Origin of the sequence: Eubacterium sp. AM46-8 (assembly GCF_003466705.1) — a bacterium.
Classification (GTDB): domain Bacteria; phylum Bacillota; class Clostridia; order Lachnospirales; family Lachnospiraceae; genus Lachnospira.
Genome location: NZ_QSEU01000001.1, coordinates 14,813 through 33,279, shown reverse-complemented (window position 1 = coordinate 33,279; position 18,467 = coordinate 14,813). Strand labels below are relative to the sequence as shown.

The following is an 18,467-nucleotide window of genomic DNA, read 5'->3' as shown; positions in this document are numbered from 1 at the left end:
TGAAAAACAATAGTGAAGGGGCTTGTTTTTGTATGACGAATCACTCTATAAAATCCTCCCGGATGAATTAATTAAAGACATTGGAATATATGCAGGATTACAGCATGTCAGGGAAATACGTCTGCGTATAGGAAGACTGCCTGCTGCCATATGTGATAATGGTGAATATATGGGAACCAGACCTGTAGATGAACATATGATAACAAGAATACTGTCAATAGCAACTAAGTATTCATCTTATGCATATGAATCCTGCATGGCAAATGGATTTCTGACAATCAAAGGCGGACACAGAATAGGACTTGGTGGACAGGTTATATGGGAGAATGGCAAGGTAAAGAATTTCTCACATGTCACATTCCTGTGTATAAGAATTGCTAAACAGATAAAGGGCTGTGCTGATAATATAATGGATGAGCTTTTAAAAGACGGGTTAAAGCACACTATTATAATATCACCACCAGGCTTTGGGAAAACAACACTGCTTAGAGACATAATAAGACAGTTGGCTGATAAACATAGGAAAAATGTAGCTTTAATTGACGAACGATGTGAAATAGCGGCGTGCGTCAATGGAGTTCCATGTAATGATATTGGCTGCAGGACAGATGTTTTAGATGGCTGTAATAAACTTACAGGAGTATATATGGCTGTTCGCTCGCTGAGTCCTCAGGTTGTAGCAATGGATGAGATTGGTGGGGAAGATGATATTAAAGCTGTAAAATACTGCATTAAAAGTGGCTGCGCTGTAATAGGAACTGCACATGGAAGCGGTATATATGATACAGATGAAAGACTTGCATGTCTTTTCGGAAAAAATGGATTTAAGAGAGCTGTAATATTGGAAAAATATGGGGAGGCAGGAAAATGTCTGGATATATAGGCGGGATATTAATACTTTCAGGCTGTTTTATGTATGGGCTTTCATACAGCCAGAGATTAAAAAACAGAATAACAATATTAAAAGACATGATAAGAATGCTTTCTGTAATGAACAATCATATAGGATATTCACTTATAGATATGACACAGATATTTGAACGCCTTGGAGATTTTGACATGTGTTCATATGTCAGGGATTTTACCGGATACATATGCGAAGCATTGAATAAATCGGACATTGATACATTTGCATTGATATGGAATGAGGCTGCTGATAAAGCATTTGCAGAAATACTTGGCAAAAGACAGCTGGAGATTATAAAAGAGGCAGGTTCTATAAGCACATTTATTGACAAGGACAGTCAGATAAAACTTATACAGTCTGTTGTGTGTGAACTTAATGAGGAACTTGATGTGGTTAAGACCAATGCGGCAGGAAAGATGAAGGCTTATATCGTTACAGGAATATCAGCAGGACTTATACTTGTGATTGTACTTATATGAATCGGAGGTGAAGTATGGAGGTAAGCATAATATTCAAGATTGCGGCGGTAGGCATAGTTGTTTCAATACTTAACCAGATACTAAAGCATAATGGAAGAGATGACCAGGCAGCGCTTACCGCACTGGCAGGACTTCTTATTGTCATCTACTGGATATTACCTTATATACTTGAATTGTTTACTACCATGAAGAAGCTTTTTGAATTGTGATAGGGGGGTGGTACATATTAATGTGTTGTCGCTTTCAGTGTGTGCAGTTACAGGTGTGATTCTTGCTCTGGTTTTGAAAAGTACAGGCTCTTCAATGGGAAACTTTGTATCAATTGTTCTGTGTGTAGGAATCGCAATGCTTGTATTTAACGGGCTTATATCCGTGTACACAAGAATCAATATGTTTACTGCCGGTATCAATCAGGAATATATAAAGCTGATAGTCAAAGTTATAGGTATATCGTATGTAACAGAAATATCATCAAATATATGTAAAGAAAATGGATTTGCCGCACTTGCGTCAGCTATGGAAATATACGCCAGAATTTCTGTTGCAGGCTTATGCATACCGGTTATAGTAACACTTTTTGAAATTGTTTCAGAGGGAATTGTCTGACTAAGAAAATAATTGCCTTTATGATAGCGTTTCTGGCGGTGCTCATCATACAGAAGACATATATATATGCACAGGATGAGAATACATTTAATTATGATTCGCTGATAGATGAAGCAGATTACAGTGGCATAGACAGTACGCTTGATGATTATGGCTGGCAGGGTACATCTTTTAAAGAACTTGTCAGGTCTGTTGCCAGTTCGGACACTAACATAGGCTTTAACTTTACCGGCACAGTGACAGAAGCAATAATTGCCAACAGAACAGTTCTGGTACAGATATTACTTTTATCTATATGTGCAATGTTTCTTACTGTTCTTGATAAAAATGCATCTGATTCAGCGATGCTTTTTATATCATTCATTCTTATGACGCTGATAGTTGCAGTATTTATTAATGCTGCAAGGACAGGATATGAATGTGTTCAGATGTCAATTGATATATACAAAGCCCTCTGTCCGGTATTTTTTCCAGCAGTTGCATATTCGTGTGGGGCATCAAGTGCTGCAGCGTATTATGAGATAATTCTTTTTCTTATGTATATAGTCAATGTTCTTGTGAAAAATGTTCTTATGAGAGCTGATTATATATATATGATATTAGGCATGTTTGATACATTTAGTGAAAAAGATAAGTTTAACAAAATGTGCCAGCTTATAACAAAGATTATAAAACTGTCAGAAAAAGGAATGCTTATGTTTTTTCTGGGACTTAATGGGATAAAAAGTCTTATTCTTCCATTAAGCGACTCGCTTAAAATGTCCGTTTTATTCAAAGCTGTTTCTATGATTCCTGGCATTGGAAACAGTGCACAGACTGTATCTAAGACAATTGTAGGGTCTGCTGTGCTTGTTAAGAATTCTATTGGTGTGGCTGCGGTTATTGTTATGGCTGTAACAATAGGAATTCCGATTCTCAAACTTGTTGTCATGGCGTTCTTATATCAGATTCTTGGAGCAGTATTAGAACCTGTGGCAGACAGCCGTATAGTCAAAGCAGTTCTTGTTCTGTCAGAAAGCCTTGAGAATATGATATATATGATTGCTGTCACAGTTGTTCTTATGTGCCTTACAATGGCAATTATATGCTTTGCAACTAATATTAATCTATATGTTTAAATGTGGTAACGTGCAATGACAGGTATTATTAATTGGTTTAAAACAATATTTATTCTTGAAATCACAGGAGAGATTGCACTAAAGCTTGTGCCACTAAAGTATAAGGAATTCATAGCATTTGTAATGAAACTGATACTTGTAACGGCGATAATAATTCCGCTGCTTAATATTAAGAATGCGGATATAAGTGAGATTACAGATGGCATAAGTAATGGACTTAAAACATATTCTAAGGAGAACGATAATGTCTCACAGGCTTTATATAATATTGCAGACAAGAAAACGGCTGAAAAAATTATAAGCTCAGATATTAATAGCACAGCAGCTTCTTATGGTCTGGAAGCTGTTTATGTAAAATGCAGCTTCACATCAGACATGACAGCGGTCAGTATGATAAATGTATATGTTAAAGATAACAGCATTGCAGGCAATGATAATATTGGCAGATTAAGAACAGATATAGCTGACAGGTATGGAGTATCTGTAGAACAGGTAGATATCAGGGAGGCAGGCGAAAGTGGATAATGATGGTAAAAATGAAGCATTTTTTACAGGATTACTGAATAAAACAAGGAAAGATAAAATATTTATAGTAATACTGGCAGGGATACTTATGATGGTGATTGCAATGCCAACAAAAAGTTCATCTGCAAAAAGTTATACATCAGGTCCGGTTATATCCTCCAACTCAGATGATTATGAAAAAAATCTTGGGGAAGAATTGCAGCAGATGCTTGAAAATACTGATGGTGTTGGAAAAGTTAAAGTTCTTCTTAAGACCACGGATGATAAAGAAGTTATAGGAGTATTAGTTGTATGTGAGGGAGGTGATGACAAGAATCTTGTAGCATATATTACGGATGCGATAAATGGCCTTTTAGGTGTTCCTGTACATAAAATTAAAGTGATGAAAATGTCGGAATAATTATTTTGGAGGCAGTTTTGAAAAGAATTAAAAAGAATCATATTATAATTACGGCACTTGCTATAATGATAGCTGCTGCCGGGTATATTAATTATGCGGGTGATCTTAATAATATAATTAAAATCAAAGATAAAGAAAGTTCCGCTGTTTCTTCTGATAACGTAACAACTGATAATAATCTGGCTGATGAGGATACAGATTTTACAGATGAGCCAGGAACTGTTATACTTACATCAGCAGGAATAAAGTCGGAGGCAGTAGCCGCTGCCAGATTAAACAGGGAACAGATCAGGGCTTCAAGCCTTGAGAATCTTCAGAGTATCGTCAATGACACCAATATGACGGAGGATGCAAAGAAATCAGCTGTTGACGAGCTTGCGAAGCTTGAAGACAGTGCAGATAAAGAGACAGCTATAGAATTATTACTGTCAGCTAAGGGTTTTGATTCTTCAGTAGTTACTGTATCTGATACCAATGTGGATGCTGTTATTAATGTATCAGAGCTTTCAGATACAGATAAAGCTCAGATTGAAGATATTATTAAAAGAAAAACTGGTTTTGCTGCGGATAAGATAACAATAAATATTTGCAATAATTAGTGTTTATGTTATAATCTTTTTAACTTTGAGTTAAATATGAATATATGGAGGACGGTTATGACAAAAGAGTTTGAAGATAGAGGTACAACTTATTCTATACATGAGAATGTTAATATTGGTGAAGTTAAGGTAGCTGATGAAGTTGTAGCTATTATAGCTGGTCTTGCTGCTACAGAGGTTGAAGGTGTTGACAGCCTTGGCGGTAATATTACTAATGAAATAGTGAGCAAACTTGGAATGAAGAATCTTTCTAAGGGTGTTAAGGTAACAGTTGAAGAGTCAAGTGTCCTTGTAGATATAACACTTAATCTTAAGTATGGAACACAGATACCAGCTGTTTCAGCTAAGGTTCAGGAGAAAGTTAAGTCTGCAATAGAGACAATGACAGGACTTTCAGTTACAGAGGTCAACATTAAGGTTGCCAGTGTTAATGTAGAAAATTAAATTCAGGAGTTAAAAGATGACAAGATCTACAATGAGGGAGCATATTTTTAAGTTATTATTCAGAGCTCCTTATATCGATAACAAAGATGAGTATGATGAGCAGATTGATCTGTATTTTTCAGATGCAGATATGGTAGATGCGTCACATCTTAAGGAAGAAGAATACCAATACATCAAGAATAAGACATTAGCAATAGCAGAACTTATACCCGAACTTGATGAGAAAATTGATTCTGTATCAGAAGGATGGCCAACAAGCCGTCTTGGAAAGACGGAGCTCTCCATTATGAGACTTGCTGTGTATGAGATGCTTTATGATGAGGATATTCCTACTAATGTAGCACTCAATGAAGCTGTTGAACTTTCCAAGAAGTATGGCTCAGCAGACAGCACAGCAGCCTTTGTTAATGGTGTATTAGGTAAGTTAATCAAAGAATAATGCAGTTCTTTTGCATGTAAAGTGAGGATATATGGCTGGAGTATATACTGTAAAGCAGGTGAATTCCTATATTAAGAATATGTTTAAGCAGGATTTTCTGCTTAACTCAGTTTCTGTTAAGGGGGAGATATCTAATTGCAAGTATCATACCTCCGGTCATATTTATTTTACATTAAAAGATGCTGATGCGGCACTTTCTGTCATTATGTTTGCAAGTCAGGCTGCAAAGCTTGTATTTAAGTTAAAGGATGGAATGTCAGTTGTTGTATCAGGAAGAGTTGATGTGTTTGATGCAGCGGGTAAATATCAGTTATATGCCAATACTGTGCAACAGGAAGGTATTGGAGAACTGTACCAGAAGTTTGAACAGTTAAAACAATATTATGAGGATATGGGATACTTTGCCAGGGAATATAAAAGACCACTTCCGGCATTTACTAAAAAATTAGGTGTTGTTACATCTAAGACAGGTGCAGCAGTTCAGGATATTATGAACATTTCTAAAAGGCGTAACCCTTATATCCAGATTGTACTTTATCCTGCATATGTTCAGGGAGAGCATGCAAAGCAGTCAATTGTAAGCGGAATTACAAGACTTGATAAGATGGGGCTTGACTGTATTATAGTAGGACGAGGCGGTGGTTCAATAGAAGATTTATGGGCTTTTAATGAACCAGAGGTTGTAGAAGCAGTGTTTAACGCATCAACACCGATAATATCGGCTGTAGGTCATGAGACAGATTTTACACTTACAGATTTTGTGGCTGATATGAGAGCACCTACACCTTCTGCAGCGGCAGAGCTTGCAGTTACAGAAACAGCGGCTGTTGAGAACAGAATATATGAATATGAAAGACGGTTAAAGCAACAGATAATGTATTCATTGTCTGCAAAAAGAGACTATCTTGAAAGATTAAAGCTCCAGATGGAATATCTTAACCCTGTCAATCAGATATATGATAAAAGACAGCGGCTCATGAATATTGAAGATAAGCTGAACATGTTAATAAAAAGATGTGCGGCAGATAATAGAAACAGACTACGTCTGTATGCTCAAGACTTGAGGGCTTAAGTCCTCTAAAAAAGCTTGATATGGGCTATGGCTATATTGAGAATTCTGAAGGTAACAGAATTGTATCAGCCGGTCAGGTGTCGTCAGATGATGAAATCACAGTTTATCTTAAAGATGGAAGCATCAGATCTAAGGTTATCGAGGTAGGGAAAGTATGGCAAAAACATTAGAGCAGTCATTCGAAAGACTTGAAGAAATAATTGCACAGATGGAAAAATCAGACACAACACTTGATGCATCATTTAAAATGTATCAGGAGGGGATGAAGCTTGTTGAAAGCTGTAATAACCAGCTTGACAAGATTGAGAAACAAATCATAGTTTTGAATGATGATGGAGAAAATGACGATGAATGATTTTAAGAATGAATTGGAACAGGAAGTAGAATTTATTAATGATTTGATATCAAGATATCTTCCTGATGAGACAGGACTTGATAAAAAAATAAGAGAAGCTATGAATTACAGCGTCAATGCAGGTGGCAAAAGAGTAAGGCCTATGCTTATGCTTGAGGTGTATAAGCTGTGTGGAGGTGATGACTGTCAGGTTGTCTATCCATTTATGGCGGCTTTAGAATGTATTCATTCATATTCTCTTGTACATGATGATCTTCCGGCAATGGATAATGACGATTACAGAAGAGGAAGACTTACAACACATAAGATGTTCGGAGAGGATTTTGGAATACTTGCAGGAGACGGACTTCTTAATCTTGCTTATGAGATTATGGCTGATGCACTTATATCAGGTGAAGGAGATATGGCGGCGAAAGCTAAGGCAATGGAAGTTATTGCAAGAAAAGCAGGAATAAAAGGCATGGTTGGCGGACAGGCTGTTGATGTTGAACTTACAGGAAAAGCATTATCAGATGAACAGCTTGATTTTATATTCAGATTAAAGACAGGTGCATTGATTGAAGCTGCATTTCTTGCAGGAGCATATCTTGCAGGCTGTGATGAGAAAACGGCTGACAGATTATGCAGGGCAGCATCACTTATAGGATTTTCGTTCCAGATTAGAGATGATATACTTGATGTAACGAGTTCACTTGAGGAACTTGGAAAGCCAGTATTTTCTGATGAAAAGAATAATAAAACAACTTATGTTACTTTATATGGAATGGAAAAAGCTGAAGCGGATGTACAATCTATGTCTGATGAAGCTTTAGATATAATTAAGAGCGTGGGAAAGAATGAATTTTTAGAGGAATTCGTTCTTAACCTTATACACAGAAATAAATAAAGCAGGTGTATTATGATTCTTGAAAAGATAAATAAACCAAATGATATAAAACAATTATCTCCAATTGAATATAATCAGCTTGCAGATGAAATCCGGGTATTTCTTATAGAAAAAATTAGTAAAACAGGAGGACATCTCGCATCTAATCTTGGTGTTGTAGAGCTTACGATGGCACTTCATCTGGCTTTTAATCTTCCGCAGGATAAGCTTATATGGGATGTAGGTCATCAGTCTTATACACATAAGATTCTTACCGGAAGAAAGAATCAGTTTGACCAGTTAAGAAAATTTGGTGGAATGAGCGGTTTTCCTAAAAGAAATGAAAGCCATTTTGATGCATTTGATACAGGACACAGCTCAACATCGATATCTGCGGGATTAGGACTTGTTAAAGCAAGAGATTTAAAGAATGAGCATTACAGTGTTGTGTCTGTTATAGGAGATGGTGCACTTACAGGTGGAATGGCCTATGAGGCACTTAATAATGCTTCTTCTCTTAAGACTAATTTTATTATTGTATTGAATGATAATACAATGTCTATAGCAAAAAATGTTGGCGGTGTACCACATATGCTTAGTAATATAAGGTCATCTGATTCGTATTATGACCTTAAGGAAAATGTGACTAATACTCTGTATAAGCTTCCGGGTGGAGACCATATTGTAGACAAAATCAAGAAAACTAAAAGCAATCTTAAGCAGATGATACTTCCAGGTCAGATGTTTGAAAGCATGGGAATATCTTATCTTGGTCCAGTTAATGGACATGATATTGAAAAACTGATTAAAGTGTTCCATGTTGCCAAACGAATTAATGGAGCAGTTATCATCCATGTTGTAACACACAAAGGACACGGTTATAAACCAGCAGAGCGTAATCCGGCTAAATTTCACGGAATAGGACCTTTTGATATTGCTACAGGCAAAGAGTTAAAAGTTTCTGATAAGCCAACTTATTCTGATGTATTTTCAGAAACAATATGCCAGCTTGCTAAGAAAGACAAGCAGATAGTAGCTGTAACGGCAGCCATGCCTGATGGCACAGGACTTGCCAAATTTTCCAAATGGTTTCCAGAAAGATTCTTTGATGTTGGAATTGCTGAGGAACATGCAGTCACGTTCTCTGCAGGAATGGCGGCAGGCGGCCTTAAACCTGTATTTGCGGTTTATTCCTCATTTTTACAGAGAGCATATGACCAGATACTTCACGATGTGTGTATCCAGCATCTTCATGTAGTATTTGCAATTGACAGGGCAGGGCTTGTTGGAAGTGATGGTGAAACGCATCAGGGTATATTCGACCTTTCATTTCTGACTTCAATCCCGAACATGACTGTTATTGCACCCAAGAATGGCAGAGAACTTTCAGCAATGCTTGAATTTGCACTGCTTAACTTTAATTCACCGATTGCAATAAGATATCCAAGAGGTCAGGCGTATGATGGTCTTGAAGAGTACAATGCACCAATCAGGTACGGAAAAGCCGAGATGATTATTGAAGAGTCTGACATTGCACTTGTTGCAGCAGGCAATATGCTTATTACGGCACAGGCAGTAAGAGATAAGCTTAAAGAAAAGGGTTATAATATAACAATTGTCAATGCACGTTTTATCAAGCCAGTTGATACTGATATGCTTGACAGATTATCAGAGTCACACAGACTTATAGTTACAATGGAAGAGAATGTTTTATCAGGTGGCTTTGGCGAAGCGGTCTGTCAATATTATGATGATACCTGCAATGACATAGATGTGCTTAATATTGCACTGCCAGATGATTATGTTGAACATGGCAATGTTGATATTCTTCGACGGGAATCAGGTGTTGATAAAGACAGTGTTGTTGCGAAGATACTTAACAGATGGGCAAATGTATTGAATAAGGATAAAAGTAATGAGTAAAGAAAGATTAGATGTTTTATTAGTTAATAAAGGGCTTGCGACTTCAAGAGAGAAGGCAAAAGCTATTATTATGTCTGGTAATGTATATGTTGACGGACAGAAGGAAGACAAGGCGGGGCAGTCATTTCCAGATACTGCAGTGATAGAGGTTCGTGGAACAACCCTTAAGTATGTCAGCCGTGGTGGTCTTAAGCTTGAGAAAGCTATGCAGAATTTTGATGTGACGCTTGAAGGAAAGATATGTATGGATGTAGGTTCATCAACGGGTGGATTTACTGACTGCATGCTTCAGAATGGCGCAATTAAAGTCTATGCTGTCGATGTAGGACATGGACAGCTTGACTGGAAGTTACGAAATGATGAGAGAGTTGTATGCATGGAGAAGACTAATATCCGTTATGTAACACCTGATGATGTCGCAGACAGAATACAGTTTTCAAGTATAGATGTATCATTTATCTCACTTACCAAGGTACTTACTCCTGTAAGAAATCTTCTTACAGATGATGGACAGATAGTATGTCTTATCAAGCCACAGTTTGAAGCAGGACGTGAGAAGGTAGGAAAGCATGGCGTTGTAAGAGATAAAGATGTTCATATAGAAGTAATCAATAAAGTTATTGATTATGCAATGTCAATAGGATTTGAAATCCTTAATCTTGAGTTCAGTCCTGTTAAGGGACCTGAAGGGAATATTGAGTATCTGCTGCATTTGCAGAAAATTGCAGAACCACAGATAAAGGAAATTCCATTTATTGTAGAAAACGTAGTTGAAAAAGCTCACGAAGTATTGTAATATATATTTAATTCTTTTCGTATACCAAATGAGGTTCAGCATGAAATATTTTTATATTGTTACTAACAGGTTTAAAGATCCTGATGGTGTTAATACAAGAAAGATTGCACATTTTTTACGCTCAAAAGGTGCTGAATGTGTATGCCAGATAGAACAGGAAGAGGCATTTAATAAAACAGGTTCATACAGTGATGTAAGACTGGTTCCTGATAATACTGATTGCGTTATTGTTCTTGGAGGTGATGGTACACTTATTCAGGCATCAAGGGAGTTGTCTGAGAAGGATATTCCTTTTATAGGCGTTAACATCGGGACTCTTGGTTATCTTACAGACACAGATATGTCAAGCTTTGAGGAGACATTAGATAGTCTTCTTAGAGACGATTATGAGATTGACAGACGCATGATGCTTGATGGATGTATATATCGCGGTGAAGAACGCATTTTCTCTGATATGGCACTTAATGATGTTGTTATTAACAGAAATGGTGCTTTGAGAATTATTGATTTTGATATATATGTTAATGGCGAGTATCTTAATACATATTCGGCTGACGGGGTAATTGTTTCGACCGCAACAGGATCGACAGCGTACAGTCTGTCAGCAGGAGGACCTATAATACAGCCGACAGCAAGACTTATAATGGTAACACCTATATGTCCGCATTCGCTTAATCAGAGAAGTATTATATTTGCTGCTGATGATGAGATTATGATTGAGATGAAGGATAATAAGAGCTCATCAGGAAGAATGATGGGTTCTCTTAAGAATGACAGTGCAAGAGTTGCCACATTTGATGGAGAAAGTTTCTGTGAAGTTGTAACGGGAGACAGAATTGTTATTATGCAGTCAGAACGTATATCAAGGTTTGTCAAGACAAGCAGAATTTCATTCTTAGAGAGAATAAGGAACAAAATGTAGTTGGGGATAATTATGAAAACAGACAGACATAAAAAGATATTAGAATTAATTGACAGATATGAAATTGGTACACAGGAGGAACTGGCAAAGATTCTTAATGATGAAGGCTATAATGTCACACAGGCTACTGTTTCAAGAGATATAAGAGAACTTAATCTGTCAAAGGTTTCTGTGGATGGCAAGAGAACAAGGTATGCAACGCTTACAAAGGACAAACCTGTAGCAGGTGATAAGTTTCTAACAGTTCTTAAAGAAGGCTTTGTATCAATGGATATGGCACAGAATATTCTTGTGATTAAGACAGCACCAGGTATGGCAATGGCTGTATGTGCTGCTATTGATGCGCTGGAATGGAATGAGATTGTAGGTTCTATTGCAGGAGATGATACTATCATGTGTGCAGTAAGAACAGTTAATGATACTTTGCTTGTTATGAACAAGATTAAGAAACTTATTAAGAATAATTAATAGACAGAATTGAAAGGCAGGGTATGTTAGTTAATTTACATGTTAAGAATCTTGCACTTATAGAAGAAGAGAATATTGATTTTGATGAAGGACTTAATATACTTTCAGGTGAAACCGGTGCAGGTAAATCAATTATTCTTGGTTCTATTAATGCAGCATTGGGAAGCAAGACATCACCTGATTTTATAAGGTCAGGATGTGAATATGGTCTTTCAGAGATAACATTTGTAATACCAGAAGATAAGATTGAACGAATTAAAGAACTTGGTGTTATATCATGTGATGACGGTGAACTTGTTATTTCAAGGAAAATCATGTCAAATCGTTCACAGATTAAGGTTAATGGACAGTCTTTTACATCCGCCCAGACCAGAGTTCTTGCACATGAACTAATTGATATTTACGGACAACATGATAACCAGCTGCTTATGGATGAGAGTAATCATTTATCTGTTATTGATGCTTATGATAACAGCATTATTCCACTTCTTGATTCGTATAAAGACTGCTATAAAGAATATGCTATATGTAGAAAAGCATATGAAAGCCTTTCTGGTGACGATGAATCAAGAATTAAAGAGATGGCTTTTCTTCAATATGAAATCAATGAGCTTGAATCAGCAGCTTTAAAACCGGGCGAAGATGAACGGGTTGAAAGTGATTACCGAAGAATGAGTAACTTCCAGAAAATTGCAGGAAATCTTTCTGAGATATCGATGCTTCTTTCAGAAAGTGACAATAATCTTAGTGATATGGCAGGTGCAGCATTAAAGAATATGATGGCTGCAAGCGAATATGATGAGTCTTTGAAAGATAACTGTGATATTCTATCTGATATTGAGAATCTTATATCAGATGTGGCTCATAACCTTTCATCTTATATGGATGATTTTACATTTGACCAGTCTGAATTCAATGCACTTGAAGAAAGACTTGATTTAATTAATTCTCTTAAGATGAAATATGGCAATTCGATTGAAGATATTTTATCTGTTCTTGATGATAAAAAACAGAAGTTATCTGAATATGAAAATTATGATGAAGTTGTTGTTGCAAGAAAAGCTGAATATGACAAAGCTTATAAAAAGCTTATGAATGCGGCTTCTCTTTTAAGCAGCCAGAGAAAGAAAACAGCTCTCGATTTTTCGCAGGATATAACAAACGCCTTAAAACAGCTTAATTTTCTTGATGTAAGATTCGAAGCTGAATTTGAGGAGAAAAATCCTGATTCTGCCGGAATTGATGATGTCAGATTCATGATATCAACTAATCCAGGTGAAGATATGAAGCCTTTATCAAAGATTGCATCAGGAGGTGAATTATCAAGAATTATGCTTGCAATTAAAAGCGTAATGGCAGAGACAGATATATCCAAAACACTGATATTTGATGAGATTGATGCAGGAATCAGCGGAAAGACGGCACAGCTTGTCGCTGAGAAGCTTAATACACTGGCGAAAACTCATCAGATAATATGCATTACGCATCTTCCTCAGATTGCTGCAATGGCTGATAATCACTATGTTATTGAGAAGTCTACTAAAGACAACCGGACAATAAGTAATATTACACAGTTATCATATGATGAAAGTGTTAATGAAATCTCCAGAATGCTTGGAGGTTCAGTTATTACAGATGCGGTTATATCTAACGCAAAAGAATTGAAAAATATGGCACAACTCGCCAAAAAGAGCTGAATACAATATCAACGTTAATTTACATTAATACCCTTTTTTAAAAAGTATTTCATCTGTTAATACTAATCTTAGAAGGATGGTGGAGTAAGATGAGTAGATTTAAAAAAGGGTTATTTTATGCCAGTTTTCTGGTTTTGTGTATGGTCTTTACAGCATATATATACTACGATTCAATCAAGAAAAAGATTCCTGATAAATTATATATATACACACAAGATAAGGCTGTTTTCTCAATGGATATTCCGGTTGTCGGAACGGTATATGACAGCAGTAATAATATGTGTGCAGATAATATTGATTTCAGCAGAGATGTTACTTTCCAGTCAGGATATACAGGGCAGTATTATGTAGATTATAAACTTTTCGGACTTCTTCCTGTTGCAAGGACACATATGGAGGTTGTCAATGAAAAGTATGTTTATTCTGGCGGCTTTCAGGTCGGCATATATCTTAAATGTAATGGTGTATATGTTGTTAACACAGAAACAATATGCACATATGATGGTCAGAATATTGTTCCTGCCAAAGGAAAGATTAATAAAGGTGATTATATAATTAAAGTTAATGGCTTTCAGACAGATACGAAAGAACAGCTTTCACAGGCAGTGTCAGAATCTACGGGAAATAGTATGGATATAACTGTCAGGCGGAACGGACAGGACATTGATGTACAGGTTGAGCCTGTAAAAAATGTTGCAGGAGAATATAAACTTGGAATCTGGGTTAAAGATGATACACAAGGTGTTGGAACTGTTACTTATGTGTGTGAAGATGGCACATTTGCCGCATTAGGACATGGAATATCAGATAACGAAACAGGAAAGGTACTTGATATAAAAGATGGCATGATATACAGAACAAGGATTCTGTCTATTGTACCTGGAAAAAATGGAGAGCCGGGAGAACTTCTTGGTACTATTGATTATAGAGAGGACAACATAGGAAGTATAAGACGTAATACTAATAAAGGCATATATGGTGAAAATGCGTACTCTTTATATAAGGAGTATTCACCTGAACTGATGAAAGCAGCCGGGTCATATGAAGCTTCAAAAGGAACAGCATATGTAAGGTTTTATAACAATGGCAGTTTTCATGATTATGAAATTCATATAACAGATTTAAAGTATGGCGATACTAAGAATATAACATTTAAAGTGACATCAGGAGAGCTTCTCAAGCTGACTAATGGAATTGTTCAGGGGATGAGTGGAAGCCCGATTATTCAGAATGGAAAGATAATTGGGGCTGTCACACATGTATTTGTTGATGATTCTACTTGCGGATATGGTATATTTATTGATAGAATGCTTGATAAAGACTAAAAGAAAAGGATTATAATACGATGGAAAGAGAGAAATTTGGCAGCAGACTTGGATTCATACTTATAAGTGCAGGCTGCGCAATCGGAATTGGAAATGTATGGCGTTTTCCATATGTTGCAGGCAATAATGGAGGTGGAATATTCGTTTTATTATATATGTTATTCCTTCTTATGTTTGGAATCCCTGTACTATCAATGGAACTTGCAATGGGAAGAGCTTCTAAAAGCAGTATAATAAGGGCGTATCATGAACTGGAACGACCTGGACAGAAGTGGCATATTCATGGATATCTTGGAATGATAGGCAATTATATACTTTTATTCTTCTATACTACTGTTTCAGGATGGATGTTAGGATATTTTATCAAGTATGTAACTGGTGATATCACTAAAAATACTGACAGTTCGCAGATGTTTGCAGATGTAACTGCTAATCCATGGATAATGTTTGTATGGATGGCAGTAATAGTTCTTATTGCGGTTATTGTTTGCAGTATGGGACTTCAGAATGGCGTAGAAAAGATTACAAAATATATGATGCTTATTCTTCTTGGACTTATTGTTGTTCTTGCAATCCACAGTCTTACGCTTGATGGTGCCGGAAAAGGAATGCAATATTTTCTTGTTCCCGATATGAATAAGATAGAAGCGGTTGGTATTGGAAATATTATTATTGAGGCAATGAAGCAGGCATTTTTCACTTTAAGTGTCGGAATGGGCTCGATGATGATATTTGGAAGCTATATTGGTAAAGAACGCGCGCTTGTAGGAGAGGGGATACAGATTACATTACTTGACACATTTGTTGCAATTATGTCAGGAGTTATCATATTTCCAGCATGTATGTCATATAATATACCAACAGACAGTGGTCCAAGCCTTATATTTGTCACACTTCCAAAGGTGTTCGAACATATGTCAGGTGGAAGATTCTGGGGCGCAATGTTTTTCCTTTTTATGACATTTGCGGCATTATCCACAGTTATTGCTGTTCTGGAGAATATTATTGCGTGCAATATGGAGGCATTTGGATGGAACCGTAAGAAAGCAGGTGTAATTAACCTGTTTATTATAATTATCATGAGTATTCCATGCATTCTTGGTTTCAATGTATTAAGCGGATTTACACCGCTTGGCGCTGGAACTAACGTGCTTGATCTTGAAGATTTTCTTGTAAGCAGTCTTATTCTCCCTATAGGAAGCCTTGTTATACTTCTTTTCTGCACAACTAAGCTTGGCTGGGGATATGATAATTATATGAATGAAGTTAATACAGGAAAGGGTATCGGCATGCCTAAAATTTTAAAGTTTTATCTTAAATATATCCTGCCTCTGGTTATTTTATTCATTATTATTGATGGCTTGATTTAATAATCATAAGAGCCATGTCGAATTTTGTCGAATGCTGTGATTTCTTGCGATAAAAAGTGCTTGCAGACTGCTGCTGTTAAAACTATACTAACTATTGTGAAGTTGAAATGTCGGATTATTTAATTTTCACATTATGAAAGGGCTTGAATGTATGGAGAGGACTAAAATAGCTATCGCAGATGATAATCAGAGTATTCTGGAGGCATTAAAGAATGTAATTGATGAAGAAGACGACATGAGAATTGTTGGAACTGCTGACAATGGTGCAGATGCCGTAAAAATGATTCATGAGAGCCAGCCAGATGTTGTTTTGCTTGATCTTATAATGCCTGGAATAGATGGAATTACTGTTATGGAAAAGATAAAGGCAGACAAGACATTAGATTCCAAACCGGACTTTATTGTAATAAGCGCTGTTGGCAGAGACAGTGTTACTGAGGATGCATTTAATGTTGGAGCAGCATATTACATAATGAAACCATTTGACAATGAAGTTCTGGTTAACAGAATACGATATATAAGGAATCAACACAACAAAGTGAATGTAAAAGCAGTACCTAGAGAACCAGTTTCGATTACAGACAGAAATCTTGAGACAGATATAACAAATATAATTCATGATATTGGTATTCCGGCACATATTAAAGGTTATCAATATCTTAGGGATTCAATTACTTTATCAGTAAAAGATGCAGAAGTTATAAACAGTGTAACAAAAGTACTTTACCCTTCTATTGCAAAAAAATACGAAACTACACCTAGCAGGGTAGAAAGAGCTATAAGACATGCAATTGAAGTTGCATGGAATCGTGGTAATACAGATACACTGAATGATCTGTTTGGGTATACTATTAATTGTGGAAAAGGAAAGCCGACCAATTCAGAATTTATTGCATTGATTTCGGATAAAATCCGTCTGCAGTACAATATTAGATAATATTTAATATAAAAATGTTCACATATTTTTCATGTATATTTAATTATAAAGCCTTGATAAATAGCTGCTTTTATATTATAATTACAAAATCGTAAACGATTTTTAACAATTTTGTAATAATTAATTTGGTTGAGGTTATATATGCGTAAGAGAATATTTAAAGGCTTTGCAGCCGTGTTATTATCATCTACATTAACTGTATCCACAGTGTTTGCAGTATTTGCAGATGATGTTGATAAGTTAAAGCAGCAAAAGCAGCAGACACAACAGGAGCTGGATAATCTTCAGGATCAGTGGGCTTATCTGTTACAACAGATGGATGAACTGGAACTTAAGATGGCTAATAAATCTGACGAAATAGATGCAGCTAATGTAAAACTTGAAGAGGCAGAGAAGATTCAGTCAGCACAATATGAGGATATGAAGCTTCGTATCAAGTATATGTATGAAGACCAGTCTGTATCATTAGCTGAAGTTTTTCTTACTTCATCAGACATGAGTACAATGCTTAACAAAGCAGTGTATATGCAGGAAGTTTATAATTATGACAGAAACAAACTTGATGAAATGGCTCAGACAGCCAGTGAAATCAAGGAACTCAAGGAAAAACTTGAAAGTGATAAGCAGGAACTTGATGAAGCACAGACACAGCTTACTGAGAAGCAGGCATTGCTTTACAGTACTATTCAGGAAACACAGGCTAAGGCTGATGATGTAAACAGTCAGCTTGAATCAGCAGTTAAGAAAGCAGCAGAAGTTGCAGCTAAGAGAGAACAGGAACGTCAGGCAGCAGCGGCGAATCAGAACCAGCATATTAATACAACAGTTACACCGGCAAAGGGTGATTCATCTGTAGCAAGTGGTGTTGTTTCACTTGCATATTCGCTTCTTGGAGTTCCATATGTAAGCGGTGGAAGTTCACCATCAGGTTTTGACTGTTCAGGATTTACTTCTTATCTGTTCAGACAGTATGGAATTAATATTTCAAGATCATCAAGTGCCCAGGCATATGGTGGAACAGCAGTTAACGGACTTGCTAATGCACAGCCTGGTGATGTTATATGTTTTCCGGGACATGTTGGATTATATGTAGGTGGTGGACAGATGATTCATGCTAATGTTCCAGGTGGTTCAGTAAGGCTTGTTGGTGTTAATTCAATAGGTATGAGCGTAATTGCAATAAGACGTTACTGGTAATATTCTAATATATGTGATATAAT

General features: G+C 36.4%; 23 protein-coding genes. All 23 read left to right on the top strand.

The genetic code is table 11. The features are described 5' to 3' along the window. Positions 1-28: 28 nt before the first annotated feature. The 23 genes from DW963_RS00185 (at position 29) to DW963_RS00080 (ending at position 18,444) form a co-directional block, all read left to right on the top strand. A complete protein-coding gene (locus DW963_RS00185) occupies positions 29-883 on the top strand; it encodes an AAA ATPase domain-containing protein (protein WP_117913393.1) in 855 nt (284 codons plus the stop codon). After that, complete coding sequence (locus DW963_RS00180; protein ID WP_117913392.1) at positions 868-1,386, top strand: stage III sporulation protein AB; 519 nt, start codon at positions 868-870, stop codon at positions 1,384-1,386. The genes DW963_RS00185 and DW963_RS00180 overlap by 16 nt, the downstream gene beginning before the upstream one ends. A gap of 14 nt (positions 1,387-1,400) precedes the next feature. After that, positions 1,401-1,595 (top strand): stage III sporulation protein AC, encoded by a 195-nt coding sequence (spoIIIAC, locus tag DW963_RS00175; protein ID WP_012739330.1) that lies wholly within the window; start codon positions 1,401-1,403, stop codon positions 1,593-1,595. Then, a complete protein-coding gene (locus DW963_RS00170) occupies positions 1,585-1,992 on the top strand; it encodes a SpoIIIAC/SpoIIIAD family protein (protein WP_147347569.1) in 408 nt (135 codons plus the stop codon). The genes spoIIIAC and DW963_RS00170 overlap by 11 nt, the downstream gene beginning before the upstream one ends. A gap of 20 nt (positions 1,993-2,012) precedes the next feature. Next, entirely contained in the window at positions 2,013-3,110 is a 1,098-nt protein-coding gene (locus tag DW963_RS00165; protein ID WP_117913390.1) for a stage III sporulation protein AE, read from the top strand. A gap of 15 nt (positions 3,111-3,125) precedes the next feature. Further along, positions 3,126-3,635 (top strand): stage III sporulation protein AF, encoded by a 510-nt coding sequence (locus DW963_RS00160; RefSeq protein ID WP_117913389.1) that lies wholly within the window; start codon positions 3,126-3,128, stop codon positions 3,633-3,635. Further along, on the top strand, positions 3,628-4,035 hold the full coding sequence (locus DW963_RS00155) for a SpoIIIAG-related protein (protein WP_117913388.1): 408 nt from the start codon (positions 3,628-3,630) through the stop codon (positions 4,033-4,035). Before DW963_RS00160 ends, DW963_RS00155 begins: the two co-directional genes overlap by 8 nt. Before the next feature lie 17 nt (positions 4,036-4,052). Next, the gene (locus DW963_RS00150) at positions 4,053-4,634 is read left to right on the top strand and encodes a SpoIIIAH-like family protein (protein WP_243269370.1); all 582 of its coding nucleotides are present in this window, start codon (positions 4,053-4,055) and stop codon (positions 4,632-4,634) included. 57 nt (positions 4,635-4,691) lie between these two features. After that, positions 4,692-5,078 (top strand): Asp23/Gls24 family envelope stress response protein, encoded by a 387-nt coding sequence (locus DW963_RS00145; protein WP_117913387.1) that lies wholly within the window; start codon positions 4,692-4,694, stop codon positions 5,076-5,078. Between the two features lie 16 nt (positions 5,079-5,094). Next, entirely contained in the window at positions 5,095-5,517 is a 423-nt protein-coding gene (nusB, locus tag DW963_RS00140; protein ID WP_117913386.1) for a transcription antitermination factor NusB, read from the top strand. A 31-nt stretch (positions 5,518-5,548) separates the two neighbouring features. After that, on the top strand, positions 5,549-6,589 hold the full coding sequence (gene xseA, locus DW963_RS00135; protein ID WP_353652740.1) for an exodeoxyribonuclease VII large subunit: 1,041 nt from the start codon (positions 5,549-5,551) through the stop codon (positions 6,587-6,589). A 20-nt stretch (positions 6,590-6,609) separates the two neighbouring features. Beyond that, positions 6,610-6,759, top strand: coding sequence for a hypothetical protein (locus tag DW963_RS13855; protein WP_353652739.1), 150 nt, complete (start codon positions 6,610-6,612; stop codon positions 6,757-6,759). Beyond that, positions 6,744-6,944, top strand: a complete 201-nt coding sequence (xseB, locus tag DW963_RS00130) for an exodeoxyribonuclease VII small subunit (protein ID WP_117913385.1) — start codon at positions 6,744-6,746, stop codon at positions 6,942-6,944. The genes DW963_RS13855 and xseB overlap by 16 nt, the downstream gene beginning before the upstream one ends. Beyond that, a complete protein-coding gene (locus tag DW963_RS00125) occupies positions 6,937-7,830 on the top strand; it encodes a polyprenyl synthetase family protein (protein WP_117913384.1) in 894 nt (297 codons plus the stop codon). The genes xseB and DW963_RS00125 overlap by 8 nt, the downstream gene beginning before the upstream one ends. 12 nt (positions 7,831-7,842) lie before the next feature. Next, positions 7,843-9,732, top strand: a complete 1,890-nt coding sequence (gene dxs / locus DW963_RS00120) for a 1-deoxy-D-xylulose-5-phosphate synthase (protein WP_117913383.1) — start codon at positions 7,843-7,845, stop codon at positions 9,730-9,732. Next, entirely contained in the window at positions 9,725-10,528 is an 804-nt protein-coding gene (locus DW963_RS00115) for a TlyA family RNA methyltransferase (protein WP_022098643.1), read from the top strand. The genes dxs and DW963_RS00115 overlap by 8 nt, the downstream gene beginning before the upstream one ends. 40 nt (positions 10,529-10,568) lie before the next feature. Next, entirely contained in the window at positions 10,569-11,450 is an 882-nt protein-coding gene (locus tag DW963_RS00110) for an NAD(+)/NADH kinase (RefSeq protein WP_117913382.1), read from the top strand. Positions 11,451-11,462: 12 nt separating this feature from the next. Further along, a complete protein-coding gene (argR, locus tag DW963_RS00105) occupies positions 11,463-11,918 on the top strand; it encodes an arginine repressor (protein WP_117913381.1) in 456 nt (151 codons plus the stop codon). Between the two features lie 23 nt (positions 11,919-11,941). Continuing rightward, a complete protein-coding gene (gene recN, locus DW963_RS00100; RefSeq protein WP_117913380.1) occupies positions 11,942-13,615 on the top strand; it encodes a DNA repair protein RecN in 1,674 nt (557 codons plus the stop codon). An 89-nt stretch (positions 13,616-13,704) separates the two neighbouring features. After that, positions 13,705-14,940 carry a SpoIVB peptidase gene (gene spoIVB, locus DW963_RS00095; protein WP_117913379.1) on the top strand — a complete coding sequence of 412 codons (1,236 nt, stop codon included), beginning with the start codon at positions 13,705-13,707 and terminating at the stop codon, positions 14,938-14,940. Between the two features lie 20 nt (positions 14,941-14,960). Next, entirely contained in the window at positions 14,961-16,310 is a 1,350-nt protein-coding gene (locus DW963_RS00090; RefSeq protein ID WP_117913378.1) for a sodium-dependent transporter, read from the top strand. 151 nt (positions 16,311-16,461) lie between these two features. Then, on the top strand, positions 16,462-17,247 hold the full coding sequence (gene spo0A / locus DW963_RS00085) for a sporulation transcription factor Spo0A (RefSeq protein WP_117913377.1): 786 nt from the start codon (positions 16,462-16,464) through the stop codon (positions 17,245-17,247). Between the two features lie 141 nt (positions 17,248-17,388). Continuing rightward, complete coding sequence (locus DW963_RS00080) at positions 17,389-18,444, top strand: C40 family peptidase (RefSeq protein ID WP_117913376.1); 1,056 nt, start codon at positions 17,389-17,391, stop codon at positions 18,442-18,444. The last annotated feature ends 23 nt before the right edge of the window (positions 18,445-18,467 follow it).

Bases quoted from the DNA above. Each gene is read 5' to 3' on its own strand.
- DW963_RS00180 (WP_117913392.1), top strand. From the start codon at position 868: ATGTCTGGATATATAGGCGGGATATTAATACTTTCAGGCTGTTTTATG.
- spoIIIAC (WP_012739330.1), top strand. From the start codon at position 1,401: ATGGAGGTAAGCATAATATTCAAGATTGCGGCGGTAGGCATAGTTGTT.
- DW963_RS00165 (WP_117913390.1), top strand. From the start codon at position 2,013: ATGATAGCGTTTCTGGCGGTGCTCATCATACAGAAGACATATATATAT.
- DW963_RS00160 (WP_117913389.1), top strand. From the start codon at position 3,126: ATGACAGGTATTATTAATTGGTTTAAAACAATATTTATTCTTGAAATC.
- DW963_RS00145 (WP_117913387.1), top strand. From the start codon at position 4,692: ATGACAAAAGAGTTTGAAGATAGAGGTACAACTTATTCTATACATGAG.
- nusB (WP_117913386.1), top strand. From the start codon at position 5,095: ATGACAAGATCTACAATGAGGGAGCATATTTTTAAGTTATTATTCAGA.
- xseA (WP_353652740.1), top strand. From the start codon at position 5,549: ATGGCTGGAGTATATACTGTAAAGCAGGTGAATTCCTATATTAAGAAT.
- DW963_RS13855 (WP_353652739.1), top strand. From the start codon at position 6,610: ATGGGCTATGGCTATATTGAGAATTCTGAAGGTAACAGAATTGTATCA.
- xseB (WP_117913385.1), top strand. From the start codon at position 6,744: ATGGCAAAAACATTAGAGCAGTCATTCGAAAGACTTGAAGAAATAATT.
- DW963_RS00125 (WP_117913384.1), top strand. From the start codon at position 6,937: ATGAATGATTTTAAGAATGAATTGGAACAGGAAGTAGAATTTATTAAT.
- dxs (WP_117913383.1), top strand. From the start codon at position 7,843: ATGATTCTTGAAAAGATAAATAAACCAAATGATATAAAACAATTATCT.
- DW963_RS00115 (WP_022098643.1), top strand. From the start codon at position 9,725: ATGAGTAAAGAAAGATTAGATGTTTTATTAGTTAATAAAGGGCTTGCG.
- DW963_RS00110 (WP_117913382.1), top strand. From the start codon at position 10,569: ATGAAATATTTTTATATTGTTACTAACAGGTTTAAAGATCCTGATGGT.
- argR (WP_117913381.1), top strand. From the start codon at position 11,463: ATGAAAACAGACAGACATAAAAAGATATTAGAATTAATTGACAGATAT.
- recN (WP_117913380.1), top strand. From the start codon at position 11,942: ATGTTAGTTAATTTACATGTTAAGAATCTTGCACTTATAGAAGAAGAG.
- spoIVB (WP_117913379.1), top strand. From the start codon at position 13,705: ATGAGTAGATTTAAAAAAGGGTTATTTTATGCCAGTTTTCTGGTTTTG.
- DW963_RS00090 (WP_117913378.1), top strand. From the start codon at position 14,961: ATGGAAAGAGAGAAATTTGGCAGCAGACTTGGATTCATACTTATAAGT.
- spo0A (WP_117913377.1), top strand. From the start codon at position 16,462: ATGGAGAGGACTAAAATAGCTATCGCAGATGATAATCAGAGTATTCTG.
- DW963_RS00080 (WP_117913376.1), top strand. From the start codon at position 17,389: ATGCGTAAGAGAATATTTAAAGGCTTTGCAGCCGTGTTATTATCATCT.